Source organism: Pannonibacter sp. Q-1, assembly GCF_054073275.1.
Genome location: NZ_JBSXNB010000010.1, coordinates 18,310 through 33,023, shown reverse-complemented (window position 1 = coordinate 33,023; position 14,714 = coordinate 18,310). Strand labels below are relative to the sequence as shown.

General features: G+C 65.8%; 14 protein-coding genes and 1 pseudogene. All 15 read left to right on the top strand.

The annotated features are described in order from the left end of the window. The first annotated feature begins 231 nt into the window (after positions 1-231). Positions 232-1,971 carry a relaxase/mobilization nuclease domain-containing protein gene (locus ACVNHC_RS22175; RefSeq protein WP_457169541.1) on the top strand — a complete coding sequence of 580 codons (1,740 nt, stop codon included), beginning with the start codon at positions 232-234 and terminating at the stop codon, positions 1,969-1,971. 24 nt (positions 1,972-1,995) lie between these two features. Continuing rightward, a complete protein-coding gene (locus ACVNHC_RS22170) occupies positions 1,996-3,981 on the top strand; it encodes a conjugal transfer protein TraG (RefSeq protein ID WP_457169539.1) in 1,986 nt (661 codons plus the stop codon). A gap of 5 nt (positions 3,982-3,986) precedes the next feature. Continuing rightward, complete coding sequence (locus tag ACVNHC_RS22165) at positions 3,987-4,415, top strand: CopG family transcriptional regulator (protein ID WP_457169537.1); 429 nt, start codon at positions 3,987-3,989, stop codon at positions 4,413-4,415. Positions 4,416-4,602: 187 nt separating this feature from the next. Further along, positions 4,603-5,583 carry a P-type conjugative transfer ATPase TrbB gene (gene trbB, locus ACVNHC_RS22160; protein ID WP_457169535.1) on the top strand — a complete coding sequence of 327 codons (981 nt, stop codon included), beginning with the start codon at positions 4,603-4,605 and terminating at the stop codon, positions 5,581-5,583. Next, a pseudogene (locus tag ACVNHC_RS22155) lies at positions 5,580-5,926 on the top strand (TrbC/VirB2 family protein). Before trbB ends, ACVNHC_RS22155 begins: the two are co-directional and overlap by 4 nt. After that, positions 5,926-6,207, top strand: a complete 282-nt coding sequence (locus tag ACVNHC_RS22150; protein ID WP_457169533.1) for a VirB3 family type IV secretion system protein — start codon at positions 5,926-5,928, stop codon at positions 6,205-6,207. Before ACVNHC_RS22155 ends, ACVNHC_RS22150 begins: the two are co-directional and overlap by 1 nt. 13 nt (positions 6,208-6,220) lie before the next feature. Further along, positions 6,221-8,677: a conjugal transfer protein TrbE gene (trbE, locus tag ACVNHC_RS22145; protein ID WP_457169531.1), complete on the top strand. Its 2,457-nt coding sequence runs from the start codon at positions 6,221-6,223 to the stop codon at positions 8,675-8,677. Then, a complete protein-coding gene (trbJ, locus tag ACVNHC_RS22140) occupies positions 8,674-9,438 on the top strand; it encodes a P-type conjugative transfer protein TrbJ (RefSeq protein ID WP_457169529.1) in 765 nt (254 codons plus the stop codon). The genes trbE and trbJ overlap by 4 nt, the downstream gene beginning before the upstream one ends. A 10-nt stretch (positions 9,439-9,448) precedes the next feature. Continuing rightward, the gene (gene trbK-alt, locus ACVNHC_RS22135) at positions 9,449-9,736 is read left to right on the top strand and encodes a putative entry exclusion protein TrbK-alt (protein ID WP_457169527.1); all 288 of its coding nucleotides are present in this window, start codon (positions 9,449-9,451) and stop codon (positions 9,734-9,736) included. A gap of 3 nt (positions 9,737-9,739) precedes the next feature. Further along, positions 9,740-11,122 carry a P-type conjugative transfer protein TrbL gene (trbL, locus tag ACVNHC_RS22130; RefSeq protein WP_457169525.1) on the top strand — a complete coding sequence of 461 codons (1,383 nt, stop codon included), beginning with the start codon at positions 9,740-9,742 and terminating at the stop codon, positions 11,120-11,122. Next, positions 11,119-11,808 carry a conjugal transfer protein TrbF gene (gene trbF / locus ACVNHC_RS22125; protein ID WP_457169523.1) on the top strand — a complete coding sequence of 230 codons (690 nt, stop codon included), beginning with the start codon at positions 11,119-11,121 and terminating at the stop codon, positions 11,806-11,808. The genes trbL and trbF overlap by 4 nt, the downstream gene beginning before the upstream one ends. Next, a complete protein-coding gene (trbG, locus tag ACVNHC_RS22120) occupies positions 11,805-12,869 on the top strand; it encodes a P-type conjugative transfer protein TrbG (protein WP_457169521.1) in 1,065 nt (354 codons plus the stop codon). The genes trbF and trbG overlap by 4 nt, the downstream gene beginning before the upstream one ends. Then, the gene (locus ACVNHC_RS22115; protein WP_457169519.1) at positions 12,866-14,020 is read left to right on the top strand and encodes a TrbI/VirB10 family protein; all 1,155 of its coding nucleotides are present in this window, start codon (positions 12,866-12,868) and stop codon (positions 14,018-14,020) included. Before trbG ends, ACVNHC_RS22115 begins: the two co-directional genes overlap by 4 nt. 2 nt (positions 14,021-14,022) lie before the next feature. Continuing rightward, positions 14,023-14,178 (top strand): DUF2274 domain-containing protein, encoded by a 156-nt coding sequence (locus tag ACVNHC_RS22110; protein WP_457169517.1) that lies wholly within the window; start codon positions 14,023-14,025, stop codon positions 14,176-14,178. Beyond that, positions 14,166-14,426: a DUF2274 domain-containing protein gene (locus ACVNHC_RS22105; protein WP_457169515.1), complete on the top strand. Its 261-nt coding sequence runs from the start codon at positions 14,166-14,168 to the stop codon at positions 14,424-14,426. Before ACVNHC_RS22110 ends, ACVNHC_RS22105 begins: the two co-directional genes overlap by 13 nt. Positions 14,427-14,714: the final 288 nt, after the last annotated feature.

Below are 14,714 nucleotides of genomic sequence, written 5' to 3'. Positions count from 1 at the left end.
GCATTCGCATCCTGTCGTACCCCGGCGCATCATGGAGGGCGCCGAGGGTGGAAGCAGGCGGCACGACCGGAGGATGGCGAGATAAAAGGGCGCACGTTGCGCGTCGGTCGGGCGGTTGTTTTTGCTTGGGTTTTTGGCACGTTTTTCACGTTGCAGGGTTTTTGCGCACCGTGCGCCGAAAGCCCATGCCCTTGAATTTTCCTGGTATTTTGAACGTCGCGGAATTGCGCCATGTCCGATGAGCGAGAGTTCCGCATCCGTCCCGGGCGCATCCGCTCGACCCGCGCGCAACAGGCACGGCCCTTCATCGCGCAGGCGCTGGCGGCGGCGCAGAAGGCCGGCGGTCGCGTCTCGCGCTCCGGCAGGATCACCCCCGGCAATCGCTCGCGCTTCGGACGCGGCCAGCGCGCCGCCATCCAGGCCAATCGCCTGCTCACCGGGCGCTCTCGCGTCGTCGTCATCAAGACCCGCGTCGTGCGTCACAGCGCGCGCTCCGCTCCCCTTGGCGCACATCTGAACTACCTGGGCCGCGACGGCGTGACCCGTGACGGGGAGAAGGCGCGGATGTTCGGCCCGGAGAGCGACGACATGGACGCCCGTGCCTTCGCCGCGCGAGTCGAGGATGACCGCCATCATTTCCGCTTCATCGTATCCCCGGAGGATGCGGTGGACATGGCTGACCTCAAGTCCTTCGCCCGCGATCTGATGGCTCGAGCAGAAAAGGACCTCGGCACAAAGCTCGACTGGGTCGGCGTCGATCACTGGAACACCGACAATCCCCACGTCCACATCATCCTGCGCGGCCGCACCGATGATGGTCAGGACCTCGTGATCTCGCGAGACTACATCAAGGAGGGCATGCGTGCCCGCGCGCAGGATCTCGCCACGATGGAGCTGGGGCCGCGTACCGATCTGGACATCCGTCGCACTCTCGAAAGCCAGGTCGAGGCGGAACGCTGGACCCAGCTTGACCGGCAGCTCGTCCGCGACGCTGGCAAGTCCGGAATTATCGATCTCGCCCCGCTCGCCGACCGCCAGCCGGACGAATTCCATGCGCTCAAGGTCGGGCGGCTGCGTACCCTGGAAGTCCTTGGGCTGGCCGGCCAGGTCGGCCCGGCGCAGTGGTTCATCAAGAACGAGGCCGAAACCGTCCTGCGGGGACTCGGCGAACGCGGCGACATCATCAAGCGCATGCACCGCGCCTTGAGCGAACGCGGCATCGAGCGCGGCTCGGCCAGCTATGTGCTCGCGGCGGAGAGCCTCGACGTTCCTGTAATCGGGCGTCTGGTGGAGCGCGGCCTCGATGACGAACTGAAGGGAACGGCCTATGCCGTGGTCGACGGCGTGGACGGGCGCACCCACCATATGAAGTTTCCGCATCTCGACGCCGCCGGCGACAGCGCGCCCGGCTCGATCGTCGAGCTTCGCACCTACGAGGATGCGCGTGGCGAGCGCCGCGTTGCGCTCGCCCTTCGCTCCGATCTCGACCTTCAACAGCAGGTCTCCGCGTCGGGCGCGACCTGGCTCGACCGGCAGGCGGTCGCCCGCGATCCCGTGGCGCTCTCCGAAGGCGGTTTCGGCGCGGAAGTGCGAGAGGCTCTCGAACAGCGGGCGGATCATCTGGTCGGCGAAGGTCTTGCCGAGCGTCAGGGCGGGCGCACCGTCTTCGCACGCCGGCTGATTGACACACTTCGTCGCCGCGAGCTGGACACCCTCGGCGAGAAGCTCGCCGTCGAGACCGGAATGCCGTTCAACCGCGCCGGCGGCGGCGAATATGTCGCCGGTTCCTATCGCCAGCGCTTCACGCTCGCCTCCGGCCGCTTCGCGATGATCGATGACGGCCTCGGCTTCCAACTCGTGCCCTGGTCGCTCTCGCTCGAAAAGCAGCTCGGTCGACACGTCTCCGGCGTCGCCCGCGATGACGGCGGTATCGACTGGAGCTTCGGCCGCAAACGCGGACTTGGGCTCTAACCTCGACCAGAAAGGACCGCCGCAATGTCCGGGACGAAAATCCTCTGGGGGCAGATCATCGTGGTCTTCCTCATCATCCTCTCCACCACCTGGGGCGCGACGCAGTATGTCGCGTGGAGCCTCGGGTTTCAGGCGCAGCTCGGTGAGCCGTGGTTCCGGTTGTTCGGAATGCCGGTCTACTATCCGCCGGCCATCATGTGGTGGTGGTACTTTTACGACGCCTATGCGCCGGGGATCTTCGCCACGGGCGGGATCATTGCCGCGTCGGGCGGGTTCATCGCCATCGCCGTCGCGATCGGCATGTCGGTCTGGCGCGCGCGGGAAGCAAAGAACGTCGCCACCTATGGCTCGGCCCGTTGGGCGGAAAAGGAAGAGGTCAAGGCCGCCGGCTTGCTCGATCCCGATGGCGTGGTGCTCGGCCGCTACGAGCGTGACTATCTTCGCCATGATGGGCCGGAACATGTGCTGTGTTTCGCGCCGACACGATCCGGCAAGGGCGTCGGCCTGGTCGTACCCTCGCTCCTGACCTGGCCGGGCTCGGCCATTGTTCACGACATCAAGGGCGAGAACTGGCAGCTTACAGCCGGCTTCCGTTCACGCTACGGCAGGGTGCTGCTGTTCGACCCGACCAATCCGAAGTCATCGGCCTACAACCCGCTGCTCGAGGTCCGCCGCGGCGAATGGGAAGTCCGGGACGTTCAGAACATCGCCGACATCCTGGTCGATCCCGAGGGATCACTGGAAAAGCGGAATCACTGGGAGAAGACCAGCCATGCCCTGCTCGTCGGCGCGATCCTGCACGTCCTCTACGCCGAGAAGGACAAGACGCTCGCGGGCGTTGCCGCCTTCCTCTCCGATCCGAAGCGGCCGATCGAGTCGACGCTGGCCGCGATGATGAAGACCGCGCATCTCGGGCCGAGCGGACCGCACCCGGTCATCGCCAGCGCCGCGCGCGAGCTGCTCAACAAATCCGACAACGAGCGTTCGGGCGTGCTCTCCACCGCCATGTCGTTCCTGGGCCTCTACCGCGATCCGGTCGTCGCCGAGGTCACGCGCCGCTGCGACTGGCGCATCACCGACATCGTGGGCGGCGAGCGGCCGACGACGCTCTACCTCGTCGTTCCGCCCTCCGACATCAACCGGACCAAACCGCTGATCCGCCTGATCCTCAACCAGATCGGCAGGCGGCTGACCGAGGACCTGCAGGCAAAGGCCGGCAGACACCGGCTGCTGCTCATGCTGGACGAGTTCCCGGCGCTCGGCAGGCTCGACTTCTTCGAGAGCGCTTTGGCTTTCATGGCCGGCTACGGGCTCAAGAGCTTCCTCATCGCACAGTCGCTGAACCAGATCGAGAAAGCCTATGGTCCGAACAACTCGATCCTCGACAACTGCCATGTGCGCGTCAGCTTCGCCACCAACGACGAGCGGACCGCGAAAAGGGTCAGCGACGCGCTCGGCACCGCAACGGAAATGCGGGCGATGAAGAACTATGCCGGGCATCGGCTCTCGCCTTGGCTTGGCCACCTGATGGTGTCGCGCTCCGAGACGGCCCGCCAGTTGCTGACGCCGGGCGAGATCATGCAGCTTCCGCCAACCGACGAGATTGTCATGGTCGCTGGCACGCCGCCGATCCGGGCGAAGAAGGCTCGCTACTACGAGGACGACCGCTTCACGGAGCGCGTTCTGCCGCCGCCCGAGCTGACCCGGTCCGAGCTTGCCCATCCAGACGACTGGAGCAGCTTGCCGATCCCGGCGCGGCGGGAGGAGATAGAAGCGCCCGCGGCGGCCGCAACGCAGGATGAAGATCCGACCGAATCCGAACGCCGGCAGCAGCCCGAACTCAGCCGCGTGAAACCTCTCGAGAAAAAGCAGCCGATCGACAACGAGTTCGAGATCGAACCGCCCGACGATATTGACGAGGACGCAACACGTAACCAGCGCCTGACCCGGCTCGTGCAGGGTGTCGCCCGCCAGGTTTCGCTCGACCCCAATGACGGCATGGAGTTGTAGGCGCCATGACGGCTCGTATGAAGAAACGGAAGGTCTCCGTCTATCTCGACCCGGATATCATGAGGAGTCTGGCTGACTACGCCGCGCGCCGGGAGCAATCGCAATCCATGATCGCCGAGGCCGCCGTCGCGTCCTTCCTGTCGCCGGATGACGCCGAGCGTAGGGAGGCGCTGATTACGAAGCGCCTCGACCAGCTCGACCGCCGCATGACCCGGATGGAGCGCGACGTCGGGATCGCGGTCGAGAGCCTGGCGGTGTTCATCCGGTTCTGGCTGAGCACGACGCCGGCCCTGCCGGAACCTGCCGCCCAGGCTGCGCGCGCCGAGGCGGGCAAACGTTACGAGCGATTCGTGAGCGCCCTCGGACGCCGCCTCGCACATGGTCCGAAGCTCCGGCAGGAGATTTCCGAGGACGTAGGCGAATCGCAGGCATGACGGCAGGAGCCTGCCATGGGATCGCGTGACTCTCGATCAAGATCGGCGCGTCACCGCCGTTCTCCTGTATTTGCACGCCACACTACTACTACGACCAAATCTTGTTGAACCGGCTTGATTTCGGGCTCTTTTAATCATCCCCGATCCGGGGATCATCTGTTGCGTCCCCGCGAGAAACGGGGACGAAATGGCAGCCACTCACCAGAGACAGGAAGCGATCCGGCGCGGCGCGCGCATGCTGCGCACCGCGCTCGGACCGGCTATCGCGCGGTTTCTGGAAGATCCCGCTGTGGTCGAGGTCATGCTGAACCCGGATGGCCGCATCTGGGTTGATCGGCTGTCGGAGGGTCTGGCCGATACGGGCGAGATAATGTTAGCCGCCGATGGCGAGCGCATCGTCCGCCTCGTCGCTCACCATGTCGGCGCGGAGGTCCATGCGCGAGCCCCGCGTGTCTCGGCCGAGCTTCCCGAGACCGGCGAACGCTTCGAGGGGCTGTTGCCGCCCGTCGTCGCCGCGCCCGCCTTTGCCATCCGCAAGCCGGCCGTCGCTGTCTTCACGCTCGATGACTACGTGGCCGCCGGCATCATGACCGCCGATCAGGCCGCAACGCTGAGCGCGGCTGTTCAATCCCGTGCCAACATCCTGGTCGCCGGCGGCACCTCGACCGGCAAGACGACGCTGACCAACGCGTTGCTGGCCGAGGTGGCGAAGGGTGCGGATCGCGTCGTCATCATCGAGGACACCCGCGAGCTGCAATGCGCTGCCCCCAACCTCGTCGCGATGCGGACGAAGGATGGCGTTGCCACGCTCTCCGATCTGGTGCGCTCCTCGCTTCGCCTGCGTCCCGATCGCATCCCTATCGGCGAGGTGCGCGGCTCCGAAGCCCTCGATCTTTTGAAGGCTTGGGGAACCGGTCATCCGGGCGGCATCGGCACCATCCATGCCGGCTCCGGCATGGGCGCGCTCCGGCGCCTCGAGCAGCTTATCCAGGAAGCCGTCGTCACAGTCCCGCGTGCGCTGATCGCCGAGACCATCGACCTTGTTGCCGTGCTTTCCGGGCGGGGTTCCGCGCGCCGGCTCGCCGAACTCGCCCGTGTTGATGGCCTCGGTCCAGACGGCGACTACCGCATCACCCCTGCCACCCCGAACACAGGAGAATCCGAATGATTCGCGCGCTCTCGCGCGGTTGCCGCACCATGGCGACCGCAGTCACTACCGTTTCCATCAGCGTCATGCTCGCCCCGGCCGCGCATGCCTCTGGCTCGTCGATGCCGTGGGAACAACCGCTTCAGCAGATCCTCCAGTCCATTGAGGGGCCTGTCGCTAAGATCGTCGCAGTGATCATCATCATCGCGACCGGCCTCGCGCTCGCTTTCGGTGACTCGCTTTCGGTGATACGAGCGGAGGCTTCAGGCGATTGATCCAGATTGTGTTCGGCCTGTCCATCGCCTTTGCAGCGTCGAGCTTCTTCCTGTCCTTCTTTTCGTTTGGCGGCGGAGCGCTCGTCTGATGGCGATCGCGTTTGAACAACTCGACGCGGTGCCGGGATTCACGGTCCCGGTCCACCGGGCGCTGACCGAGCACATCCTGCTCGGTGGCGCACCACGCTCCATCGCAATCATGAACGGCACTCTGGCCGGGGCCGTGGGCCTCGGCCTGCGCCTCTGGCTGGTCGGCCTCGCCATCTGGGCCGTCGGCCATTTCGCGGCCGTGTGGGCAGCGAAGCGCGATCCGCTCTTCGTCGAAGTCGGGCGGCGACACCTGCGCATTCCCGGTCATCTGTCGGTGTGAGGGAGGCGTCGCAATGATGAATCTCGCCGAATATCGCCGCACCTGTAGCCGGCTTGCCGACTATCTGCCCTGGGCCGCCCTGGTCGGGCAGGGCGTCGTGCTCAACAAGGATGGCTCGTTCCAGCGCACCGCGAAGTTTCGCGGGCCCGATCTGGATTCCGCTGTCGCGGCCGAACTGGTCGCGGTCGCCGACCGCATCAACAACGCCTTCCGCCGTCTCGGCTCCGGCTGGAGCATTTTCGTCGAGGCGCAGCGGAGCGAGGCCGCGACCTATCCCGAAAGCACCTTTCCCGAAGCGGCATCGGCGCTGGTCGATGCCGAGCGCAAGGCCGAGTTCGAGGAAGCCGGCACGCACTTCGTGTCCGGCTATTTCCTCACGTTTCTCTATCTACCGCCCGCCGAGGACGCTGCCCGTGCGGAAACCTGGCTCTACGAGGGCCGCGAACAATCCGGCGTGAATCCGTGGGAAGTCCTGCGCGGCTTCATTGACCGCACCGACCGCGTGCTGGCGTTGCTCGACGGCTTCATGCCGGAATGCGCCTGGCTCGATGACGCCGGGACGCTGACCTACCTGCACTCCACCATCTCGACCAACCGGCATCGCGTGCGGGTACCGGAAGTCCCGATGCATCTCGACGCGCTGCTCGCCGACCAACCGCTGACCGGCGGGCTGGAGCCGCGCTTGGGCGACCGGCATATCCGAGTTCTGACCGTCACGGGATTCCCAACCGTCACGACGCCCGGCCTGCTCGACGAGATGAACCGGCTGCCGTTCCCCTATCGGTGGAGGACGCGCGCGATCCTGCTCGACAAGACCGATGCGACGCGCCTGCTCACCAAGATTCGTCGCCAGTGGTTTGCCAAGCGCAAGAGCATCGCCGCGATCCTGAAAGAGGTGATGACCAACGAGCAATCAGCGCTCGTGGACACAGATGCGGCGAACAAGGCCGCCGACGCCGACATGGCGCTGCAGGAACTCGGCGCGGACGTGGCCGGCATGGCCTACGTCACGGCCACCGTCTCCGTCTGGGATGCCGATCCGCGCCTGGCCGACGAGAAGCTGCGGCTCGTCGAGAAGATCATGCAAGGCCGCGACTTCACGGCCATGATCGAGACGGTCAACGCGGTGGACGCCTGGCTCGGCTCGCTCCCCGGCCACGCCTACGCCAACGTCCGCCAGCCGCCAATCAGCACATTGAATCTCGCCCACATGATCCCCCTCTCCGCCGTGTGGGCGGGGCCGGAACGGGACGAGCACTTCGGCGCGCCCCCGCTGCTTTACGGCAGGACCGAAGGCTCGACCCCGTTCCGGTTTTCTTTGCATGTCGGCGACGTAGGCCACACCCTTGTCGTCGGCCCGACCGGTGCCGGCAAGAGCGTGTTGCTCGCCCTCATGGCGCTCCAGTTCCGCCGCTACGAACGCAGCCAGGTCTTCGCGTTCGATTTCGGCGGCAGCATCCGCGCTGCGTCGCTCGCCATGGGCGGCGACTGGCACGACCTCGGCGGCGGACTGACCGAAGGCTCGGATTCTTCCGTCTCGCTCCAGCCGCTCTCGGGCATTCACGACACGTTTGAGCGCGCCTGGGCTGCCGACTGGATCGTGGCGATCCTCATGCGCGAAGGCATCACGATCACGCCGGAGGTGAAGGAGCATCTCTGGACGGCGCTGACCTCACTCGCCTCCGCGCCGGTCGAAGAACGCACTATCACCGGCCTTGCGGTCCTGCTCCAATCCAACGACATCAAGCAGGCGCTGCGGCCCTACTGCGTGGGCGGCACCTATGGCCGGCTGCTCGACGCCGAAGCGGAACATCTCGGTTCCGCCGACGTGCAGGCCTTCGAGATCGAGGGCCTTGTCGGGACCGGGGCCGCGCCCGCCGTGCTCGCCTATCTCTTCCATCGCATCGGCGACCGGCTCGACGGGCGGCCGACACTGCTGATCATCGACGAAGGCTGGCTTGCGCTGGACGATGAGGGCTTTGCCGGTCAGCTCCGCGAATGGCTGAAAACCCTGCGCAAGAAGAACGCTTCGGTCGTCTTCGCTACGCAATCGCTCAGCGACATCGACAATTCCGACATCGCACCGGCCATCATCGAGAGCTGCCCGACGCGGCTCCTGCTTCCGAACGAACGCGCCGTCGAGCCGCAGATCACTGCGATCTATCGGCGCTTCGGCCTCAATGACCGCCAGATAGAAATCCTCGCCCGGGCGACGCCCAAGCGCGACTACTACTGCCAGTCCCGGCGCGGCAACCGCCTGTTCGAGCTCGGCCTGTCCGAAGTCGGGCTCGCGCTCTGCGCCGCATCGTCCAAGACCGACCAATCGCTGATCGCCAGCCTCGTCGCCGAACACGGTCCCGACGGATTCCTTGCCGCCTGGCTCAAAGCCCGCGACGTCGGCTGGGCGGTCGATCTCGTTCCCAACTTCCCGACGTTCATCCCCCAGCCCGAAAAGGACCCACAACCATGACCATCCGCCGTTTCCGCTCGCGCGCCGTTCTCCTGGCCGCCACCTTCCTTGCTGCGCCACTTGCGCTTTCGCCGGCCCTGACCTCGCCGGCTCATGCGTGGCGGATCGTCTTCGATCCCAGCAACTACGCGCAGAACGTGCTGACCGCCGCCCGGACGCTGGAGCAGATCAACCACCAGATCACCTCGCTTCAGAACGAGGCGACCATGCTGATGAACCAGGCCCGCAATCTGGCGAGCCTGCCATTCTCCTCGCTCCAGCAGTTGCAGCAGAACGTCCAGCGCACGCAGCAACTCTTGAGCCAGGCGCAGAACATCGCCTTCGACGTGCAGCGCATCGACCAGGCGTTCCAGCAGCAATACGGCAATGTGTCGATGTCGGCGACGGACCAGCAGCTCGTCGCCGATGCCCGTACCCGCTGGCAGAACACGGTGGGAGGCTTGCAGGATGCCATGCGCGTGCAGGCAGGCGTCGTCGGCAACATCGACACCAATCGCACTCAGATGTCGGCACTCGTTGGCCGGAGCCAGAGCGCCACCGGCGCGCTTCAGGCGACGCAGGCCGGCAACCAGCTTCTGGCGCTCCAGTCGCAGCAGCTCTCCGACCTGGTCGCGTTGCTTGCCGCCAACGGCCGTGCGGGCGCGCTCACCGAGGCCGAACGCACGGCGGCTGCCGAGCAGGGGCGTGTCCAGCGGGAGCGCTTCCTGACGCCAGGCGCCGGCTACCAGCCCGGCAATGCGCAGATGTTCAACGGAAACTGAGGGCACCGCTATGGACGGCAAGATGCTGGCCCGGCTGGGCGCTGTCGTGTTCGTGGCCGCGGCCCTCACGGCCGCGGTCATCGAGATGACCCGCAAAGACGAGGTGCCGTCGTCTCCGCCGGCGCGCCTCGTCGAGCCTGAACGCGATCTGCTGCGCGAGAGCCAGCGCCGTTGCCAGCAGCTCGGGCAGCGGGCGGCCAGCGATGCAGAATGCCTGCGCGTCTGGGCCGAAACCCGTGATCGCTTCCTCGGTCGCTCGCCCGCACCTGCCGCTCCGCAATCGACAGAAGGGCGATGAAGCATGGGCGGCGCGGGTGTCATTGATAATTTTCTCGGGGTCTTCACCCGCTACATCGACTCGGGCTTTGGCCTGCTCGGCGGCGAGGTGGCGTTCATCGCCACCACGCTCATCGTCATCGACGTGACGCTTGCCGCCCTGTTCTGGAGCTGGGGCGCCGATGACGACATCATCGCACGGCTCGTCAAGAAGACGCTGTTCGTCGGCGTCTTCGCCTATCTCATCTCCAACTGGAACAACCTCGCAAAGATCGTCTTCGAGAGCTTTTCCGGCCTGGGCTTGAAAGCCTCTGGCACGGGCTTCTCCGCGCAGGATCTGATGCGCCCCGGCAAGGTGGCGCAAACCGGCCTCGACGCCGCCCGGCCACTGCTGGAGTCCATTTCCGATCTGATGGGCTGGGTCGCATTCTTCGAGAATTTCATCCAGATCGCATGCCTGCTCTTCGCCTGGGCGCTAGTCATCCTCGCCTTCTTCATTCTGGCCGTACAGCTCTTCGTGACGCTGATCGAGTTCAAGCTGTCGACGCTCGCCGGCTTCGTGCTGATCCCCTTCGGCCTGTTCGGGAAGACCGCCTTCATGGCCGAGCGTGTGCTTGGCAATGTGATTTCGAGTGGCATCAAAGTGCTGGTGCTCGCCGTCATCATCGGCATCGGCTCCACGCTCTTCAGCCAGTTCACGGCCGGTTTCGGCGGTCAGACCCCGACCATCAATGACGCCATGGCTGTCGTCCTGGCCGCTCTCTCCCTTCTCGGCCTCGGCATATTCGGACCTGGTGTCGCGAGCGGTCTTGTTTCCGGTGGGCCGCAACTCAGCGCAGGCGCCGCGGTTGGCACCGGCCTCGCGGTCGGTGGCGCGGCTCTTGCTGCGGGTGGAGCGGCCGGGCTCGCCGCGAAGGGAGGGGCTGCTGCCTTGTCTGGTGGCGCCGCCGCCGTCCGTGGTGGGGCGGCCGCCGCCGGCGCGGCTTCTTCCGCCTACACCCTCGGCTCCATGGGGCAGACCGGCGCTTCCGGCGTCGCCTCCGGTCTTGGCGGCGTTGCCCGCGCTGCCGGATCGGCAGCCAGTTCACCGCTCCGTCGGGCCGCCACGCGAGCCAGCGAGAGCGTCAGATCCAGCTTCTCGGACGGCGTGAAGGGTGGCTTCGGGGCAACCGGCGGCTCCTCGACCATGGGTACGGTCGGAGGTGACGCGACCGGCGACACCTCCGGCAGCATTGCCTCGACGGCTGGATCGGCGCCCGCCCGTGAAGGCCCACCCGACTGGGCGAAGCGCATGAAACGCAACCAGGCGATGAGCCACGGCGTCAGCACGGCCGCGCATGCGATCCGCTCCGGCGACAGCCACGGCTCCGGCTCCTCCGTCAACCTTCAGACAAGTGACCGCACATGAACATCTTCAAACGACCGGCAACCCACTATGGCAAGACGCCGGAACCTGAGACCCCTTATCAGAAGGCCGCACAAGTCTGGGACGAGCGCATCGGCTCTGCCCGGGTCCAGGCGAAGAACTGGCGGCTGATGGCCTTCGGCAGCCTGGTTCTTTCGGCCGGCTTCGCCGCCGCGCTTGTCTGGCAATCGGCACGCGGGACCATCGTTCCCTGGGTGGTGCAGGTCGATAATCTCGGCCAGGCGCAGACTGTCGCTCCAGCCATGGCCGACTATCGTCCGACCGACCCGCAGGTGGCCTGGCATCTCGGCCGCTTCATCGAACAGGTCCGCTCCATCCCGGCCGATCCGATCATTGTGCGGCAGAACTGGCTGCGTGCCTACGAGTGGACCACCGATCGCGGCGCGGCGGCGCTCAATGACTATGCCCGCGCCAATGACCCGTTCACCCGCGTCGGCCGCCAGCAGGTCGCCGTCGAAGTCTCCAGCGTCATCCGGGCATCGCCGGACAGCTTCCGCGTCGCCTGGACCGAGCGGCATTTCGAGAACGGCCAGCTCTCCACCACCGAACGCTGGACCGCGATCCTGACCGTCGTGATCCAGCCGCCGCGTGACGCCGAACGGCTCCGGGCCAATCCGCTCGGGATCTACATCAATGCAATTTCCTGGTCGCGGGAGATGAGCCAATGAGCCGGCCGATGATCCGCAACCCCGCCGTTCCGGTTTTCCGTAAACCCGCAATCGCGGCTTTGCTGCTTTCTGCCACGATGCTGGCGGGTTGCGCCACCTATAAGCCGCCGGAAATCAGCTACGACGCCAATGTGCCACCCTTACCGGCAGTACCCGCTTCCGTGACTGACGATCGGCCGCGGCCGCTGCACACGCCCCCGGCCTGGACGGTCGCTCGCGGTGGCAACGCCGCCGGCACGCCGACCGCGCGCGTCGAGAATGCCAATGCCGCCGCCCGTGTCGAGCCGCGCCGCGAGGGCTATTACAACTCGATCCAGATTTATCCCTGGTCGGAAGGCGCGCTCTATCAGGTCTATGCCGCGCCGGGCCAGATCACCAATATCGCGCTGGAGCCTGGTGAAAGCCTGACCGGCTCGGGGCCGATTGCGGCTGGCGACACCGCCCGCTGGATCATCGGCGACACGGAAAGCGGAAGCGGCACGACCCGCCGCGTCCATATCCTCGTCAAGCCGACCCGGCCCGACATCACGACCAATCTCGTCGTGACGACCGACAGGCGCGTTTACATGATCGAGCTGCGCTCCGGCGAGAAACCCTATATGCCAGCCGTAGCCTGGGCCTATCCGCAGCCACCGGCAAGCCAGCGCCGGAACGTCCCTGACATGCCGGTCATTCCGGTTGTGGCCGCGCGCAACTACCGCTACGGCCTTGCGGGTGACAATCCGCCGTGGAAGCCGGTCGCCGTCTATGACGATGGCCGCAGGGTCTATGTCGAGTTCCCGCGCGGCATCGTGCAGGGCGAAATGCCGCCGATCTTCGTCCTCGGCGCGAACGGCGAAGCGCAGATCATCAACAGTCGCATCCATCGACACATCCTGATCGTGGACCGCCTGTTCGGCGCGGCCGAGCTGCGCCTTGGCAGCGGCGACCGCCAGCAGACCGTCAGAATTGTCCGCACGGACGGGAGGGTGAGGAGCGGTCCACTCTCGTGGATGCGAAGCTCCAGTGGAGCTTCGCAAGCGACGAACGCCCGGAGCCATAGCGGAGGGCAGGAGACATGAGCGGGAACGAAACCAACACCGCCACGCCGATGCGGCTTCGCGCAGAGCCCCCGCGCGTCACCCGCCTGTCGCGCAAGGTGCTCGCCAGCGTGGGCGCAGTCGCCCTGGTAGGCATCGGCGGCGCGCTGATCTATGCGCTCCAGTCCCGTGACGCCGGTACCGGCGGCGAAGAACTCTACTCGACCGAGAACCGGCCTACCGCCGATGGTCTTGCGGGCCTGCCGCGCGACTATACCGGCCCGGTTCTCGGTCCGGCGCTGCCCGGCGACCTCGGCCGTCCCATCCTCGACGCTCAAAACCGGGGCCAGCCCGTCGTGCCGCCGACCATCACGACTCCCACCGTGGACGAAGCGGAACAACGCCGGCTGGCAGAGGAGGAAGCTGCACGAACCAGTCGTGTCTTCTTCCAGACCGGACCAGGGACGGCGGCCTCACCCGGAGGCGTGAATACAGCGAATGTTTCGGGTACCGATCTGGCAGGCCTGAACGGCCAGCCCGTCCAGCAGATCGCGCAGGACCGGCAACTCGCGTTCCTCAATGCCCCTGTCGATCGCCGGACGACGTCTTCGGATCGCGTCATGCCGCCGGCCTCGCCCTATGTGCTTCAGGCCGGTGCCGTCATACCGGCCGCGCTCATCACCGGCATCCGGTCCGATTTGCCCGGTCAGATCACTGCGCAGGTAACAGAGAACATCTACGACAGCCCGAGCGGCCGGTTCCTTCTCGTGCCCCAGGGCACCCGCATCATCGGCCAGTACGACAGCAGCGTTCAGTTCGGCCAACGCCGCGTGCTGCTCGTCTGGAACCGACTCATTCTGCCCAACGGCCGCTCCCTCGTGCTGGAGCGTCAGCCGGGCGCCGACACGCAGGGCTATGCCGGTCTCGAGGACGGCGTCGATTATCACTGGTGGGATCTCGCCAAGGCCGCCGGCCTCTCGACGCTGCTCGCGGTCGGCACCGAACTCGCGACCAGCGACGAGGATCGTCTGATCCAGGCCATCCGCGACGGGGCGCAGGACACCATCAATCAGGCCGGCCAGCAAATCATCCAGCGTCAGTTGCAGGTCGCGCCGACGCTGACGATCCGGCCGGGCTTTCCGGTCAGGATTATCGTCACCCGCGACCTAATGCTCGAACCCTACAGGAGTTGACCATGGCAAAGCTCCGTCCCCTCGTCGAGGACAAGCTCGTCAAGGTGACGGTGGAACTGCCCGCGCAGCTTCATCGCAATCTGATCGCCCATGTCGATTATCTGAACAGTCAATATGTCCATTTCTTATGGACGGGAGGTGAATCATGCCGGAATTGAAGCTTGGCCGCTTACCGAAGGTGGGTGTGGCGCGTTTGACGATCGCGCTGCCGGAACCGCTCAAGGAGGAACTCGACCAATATGCGGCCGAGCACAGCCGTCTCTATGAGCCGGTGGAAACTGCTGCATTGATCCCGCACATGCTGGAGGCGTTTCTCCGCTCTGATCGCGGCTGGCGCAGCCGCAAAGCCAGCAGCGCCCGCCAGCGTGGCGCGGCTCTTCCGGGCCAGCGGCTCGACGCGAAGTGATGAGACGCCCTCGTAGGTTCTGGATAATGCCGAGCTTCTGGCGAAATCCCTCGGTCAGCTTCCCGTTTTCTCCGGATAGGCTGACTGTCCGATGGTACAAAAGTTTATCGCAGGAGATCGGGGCTTTCGGAAACCAAGCGGAGCCCTGCCGCCCGAGTGACCTGGCGAGGTTCCTCAACTCGCGCGCCAGCTATCTTGGCATTGCAGCCGTACAATGTTGCAATTTTTGTTGAGAAATAGTGGTTGACAAATTTAAGCTATTGCAATTCTCATTGCATGAAGCGCTTT